3 protein-coding genes are annotated in these 2,527 nt (G+C 59.9%); 2 read left to right on the top strand and 1 reads right to left on the bottom strand.

Annotated features, from left to right (window positions below):
* A partial coding sequence (locus tag NW820_RS07440; RefSeq protein ID WP_414407121.1) for a response regulator occupies positions 1 to 893 on the top strand: 893 nt, incomplete at its 5' end.
* 34 nt (positions 894 to 927) lie between these two features.
* Positions 928 to 2,160, top strand: coding sequence for a response regulator (locus NW820_RS07445; RefSeq protein ID WP_414407122.1), 1,233 nt, complete (start codon positions 928 to 930; stop codon positions 2,158 to 2,160).
* A gap of 35 nt (positions 2,161 to 2,195) precedes the next feature.
* Here NW820_RS07445 and NW820_RS07450 read toward each other — a convergent pair.
* Positions 2,196 to 2,527: HesB/IscA family protein (locus tag NW820_RS07450; RefSeq protein WP_414407123.1), on the bottom strand; the 332-nt coding region annotated here is incomplete at its 5' end.

The following is a 2,527-nucleotide window of genomic DNA, read 5'->3' on the forward strand; positions in this document are numbered from 1 at the left end:
TCTCCACAGCAGACCCTCTCCCCACTTTGGCCAAGCCGGTCAAAGCCTCCCAACTGCGGAAGCTGCTGCTGGGGCTTGTGGGAGAAAAAGCTCCTTCCTCCTTATCTTCCTCTCCCGCCGCTCCTCCCTCCATTTGGGACGCGACCCTGGCCAGCCGCTACCCGCTTCAGATCCTGGTGGCAGAGGATAACCCGGTTAACCAGAAGGTGATTCGCCTCATGCTGGAGCGATTGGGCTACCGGCCCGACATAGTCGGCAACGGTCTGGAAGCCGTCCAAGCTCTGCGCCTGCGACCCTACGATCTGGTGTTGATGGACATGCAAATGCCGGAGCTGGATGGTCTTGCGGCCACCCGTCGCATCCGCGCTGAACTGCCTCCTGAGCGCCAGCCTCGCATTGTTGTCCTCACGGCCAATGTGTTTTCGGAAGGCCGTGCTGCTGCCCAAGCTGCTGGGGTAGATGGCTATCTAACCAAACCCTTGGAGCCGGCCGCCCTAGTCCGGGTTCTTCAGGGATCCCTTCCCCTTCCCATCCCGGCCAGCCAAGAAGAGGATCCGCCCCTCGACCCCGTTATCCTCGCCCAGATGCGGGCAGTCTTCAGCTCTCCAGAAGCCTGGCAGGAGATGATCCAAACCTACCGGCAGGACAGCGAAGCTCTATTGGGATCCCTGCGGCAGGCCCTAGAGCAGCGGGATCCCCAAGCCATTGCTCGGTTGGCCCACCGCCTCAAGGGCAGCAGCAGCACCCTGGGCGCCAAACGTCTGGCTGAGCTGTGTCAGCAGTTGGAAAAGCTGGTTCATGCCGAGCCAGCCAGTTCTGTAAAATGGGATACTATAGAGCAAGCCGTGCAGAAGCTGGAGGTGGCATATCGGCAAGTTATCCTCAGTCTCTGAGTGCAGAGCCTTTCTCCCTCTCCTCTCAATGCCTATGCTGAGGCCTAATCCCCACCCTCCGGCCAGCTCGCCGGCGGTTCCTGAGGCCCAGGCGGGATCCCCCTCTCCTGAAAAGAAGCCGTTGTTGTTGATCGCGGACGATGAGCCCAGCCAGCGACTCTTGGTTCGCTACGCCCTTGAGCGAGAAGGCTACCAAGTCCTGGAAGCCAGCAGCGGCGAAGTCTGTCTGCAGCTAGCCGCTCAACACCCAGTGGATATGGTCTTGCTGGATGCGGTCATGCCGGATGTGGATGGGTTTGAGTGCTGTCGCCGCCTCCATGCTCAAAACTCGGATCTGCCCATTCTCATCGTCACGGCGCTGGAAGATGAGTCCTGCGTGGATGAAGCCTTTGCTGCCGGGGCCAGCGATTACATTTCCAAACCCATTCGCTGGTCGGTTTTGAAGCGGCGCATCCGCCACCTGATCCAGGCCAGCCAAGCCCAACGCCACCTGCGGGAACTTAACCAAGCCCTAGAAGCCAAAGTGCAGGAACGTACCGCCCAGCTGGCCTGCCAGGTACAGGACTTGCAGCAGCTCAGCCGCCTCAAGGATAGCTTTCTGGCCAGCGTTTCCCACGAGCTGCGCACTCCCCTCACCAAGATCAAGTTGGCCCTGGAACTGTTGGGCCGCACTCCTCTCAACGAGAAGCAGTGCCAATACCACCGCATCGCTTTGGAAGAGTGTCAGGCTGAAATTGAGCTGATCAACAAGTTGCTGGATCTGCAGGGCCTGGAAGCCAAGGAGTTGGGCTCTGCGGCTGCCGCCATCGATCTCCACAGCCTTTGCACAAGCCTGCTCGACGGGGTGCGAGAACGGGCTCAAGCCCGGCAACTGAAGCTGGAGATGGCGGAGCTGACCTCATTCCCGGCAGTGCTCTACAGCTACCCGCAGCGGCTAACCCTGATCCTGAAGGAACTGCTGGAAAATGCCTGTAAGTTCACCCAGCCGGGCGGAACCCTCCGCTTGGAGGTGCAAGCCTTTCCCGGTGGGGTTGAGTTAAGAGTCGGCAATACCGCCCAAATCGAGCCTGAACACCTGCCCCACCTTTTCGAACGCTTTTACCGTGTGCCTTCTGAGGATCCCTGGGCGCAGCCGGGCAGCGGCCTTGGACTGGCCTTGGTGAAGCATTGGGTGGAGTATCTGCAGGGCCAAATCCGGGTCACCAGCCAGAAGGGATGGACTTGGTTTGTCCTTTGGCTGCCCAGCCTAGAGCCCTCCAACCGTTGACGCCCAAAGGCGGGTGGGAGGCAGCGATTGAGACTTTAGTGACCAACGACAGCAGCAGTCTCAGCAGTGGCAAAGGAGGTGCCACACCCACAGCTAGCTATTGCATTGGGGTTCCTGAAGCGGAAACCGCCCCCCAGCAGATCCTCGGAAAAGTCGACGGTGGTGCCGCTGATCAAGGTCATGCTCAAGGGATCCACCGCCACCTGGATATCCCCAAAGTCGAAGGTATGATCGTCAGGGTTGGCCCGAGACTCGAAGTTCATCACATAAGAGAGGCCAGAGCAGCCGCTCGGCTTGACCCCCAGACGCAGGATGGGCTGGGATCCCTCTTTTTCGTACTTGCTGCGCAGGCGCTTCAACTCTTGGA

The organism is Synechococcus sp. R55.7 (assembly GCF_047461955.1).
Lineage (GTDB): Bacteria > Cyanobacteriota > Cyanobacteriia > Thermostichales > Thermostichaceae > Thermostichus.

Coding starts and splice junctions, on each gene's coding strand:
- NW820_RS07445 (WP_414407122.1), top strand. CDS start 928: ATGCTGAGGCCTAATCCCCACCCTCCGGCCAGCTCGCCGGCGGTTCCT.